Genomic DNA, 1,507 nt, shown 5'->3' with positions numbered 1-1,507 from the left:
GCCCAGATCTCCGACCGGCAGACCACCATCGCCAGCGCCGTGGAGGAGCAGACCGCCACGACCAACGAGATGAGCCGTTCGGTGCAGGAGGCCGCCTCGGGCTCGGGTCAGATCGCGGAGAACATCACCGGCGTCTCGGCCGCGGCGGACTCCACCACGCAGGCGCTGACCCAGACCAGGACCGCCGTGGACGAGCTGTCCCGGATGGCCGCCGACCTGCGCACCACGGTGGGCCGGTTCACCTACTGATCAGCCCTGATCCACCCGCGACGGGGTGGCGGCCCTCGCGGCCGCCACCCCGTCGTCGTGTCGGTGCCCCGTCGATGTGCGCTGCGGCGGTACGGAATTCGTGATCGGCAGTTGTTCCGCCGAGCGCGACGAATGGCGCCAAGTCGACATCGATAATGACGTCACAGGCCAATCTGCCTCATTTCGCCACGACACGTTCCGAATGGCGTCGGCAAGGCTTTGTGGGGCCCTATGTTCGTGGAGTCGCACCAGCGAGCGGCTTGCGGCCGATGGTCCGCCTCGATGCACCACTCCCCCGCCATTCCCTTGGAGAACTGCCATGACCACTGACGTTCGCACGCGCACCGCGCCGGCCGCTTCCCGCGTGGGCCTGAACTGGTGGGGCGACCGGTCCGTGAAGGTGAAGGTCCTGAGCACGGTCGCCGTGTCGGCCGTGATCACCGGCACGGTCGGCTTCATGGGGCTCCAGGCGCTCAGCTCCTCGGCCGACGGCGCCGAGGACCTCTACGCGAGCAACCTGCGGGGCGTCGCCGCCGCGGGTGAGATGGACGTCCTCGTGGGGGACCTGCGGACCAACATCCGCGACACCATCCTCGGCGCCGACCCGGCCGCCAGCATGGACAAGGTCGGCACGCTCACCACCGACTTCCGCGCCGCCGCGGACGCCTACCGCGACACCACCGACGGTGACACGGACAAGACGGCCGCCCTCGGGGAGATCGTCGCGAACATGGACGCGTACGCGACGTTCCAGCAGGACGTCCTCGTGCCGCTCGCCCGGGCGCAGGACTTCACGGCGTGGATCCAGCAGAACGCCGAGCAGGGCGCACCGCTGGGCACGGCCGTGCAGGAGGGGATCGAGGAGCTGCGGGAGGTCGAGTCCGCCGAGGCCGAGACCGTGGCCGCCTCGATCCGCTCGGACTACGAGTCGCAGCGGACCATCGCGATCGTGCTCATGGTCGCCGGCATCGGCCTGGCCCTCGGGCTCGGTTTCTTCGTCGCCGCCGCCATCGCCGCCAGCACCCGCAAGGTCCAGGACGTCGCCACGGCCCTCGCCGACGGCGACCTCACCCGCTCCAGCGGGCTCACCTCGAAGGACGAGCTGGGCCGGATGGGGCGGTCCCTCGACGAGGCGGTCACGAACCTCCGGTCGGTGCTGGGCCAGGTCGCCGGCTCGGCGGATGCCGTCGCTGCCAGCTCCGAGGAGCTGTCCGCTTCCTCGGCGCAGATCTCGGCATCAGCGGAGGAGACCTCGGCG

At 70.5% G+C, this 1,507-nt stretch carries 1 protein-coding gene and 1 pseudogene; both read left to right on the top strand.

The genetic code is table 11. The features are described 5' to 3' along the window. Positions 1–249, top strand: a pseudogene (locus BLS70_RS20360) (methyl-accepting chemotaxis protein); the annotation flags it as partial. 319 nt (positions 250–568) lie between these two features. Next, positions 569–1,507 (top strand): MCP four helix bundle domain-containing protein (locus tag BLS70_RS20355; RefSeq protein WP_176946514.1); only part of this gene is annotated, 939 nt, incomplete at its 3' end.

Source organism: Blastococcus aurantiacus, from assembly GCF_900102425.1.
In the GTDB taxonomy this organism is placed as follows: Bacteria; Actinomycetota; Actinomycetes; order Mycobacteriales; family Geodermatophilaceae; genus Blastococcus; species Blastococcus aurantiacus.
The sequence above is the reverse complement of the archived record's forward strand: the minus strand, read 5'-3'. Positions and strand labels throughout refer to the sequence as shown.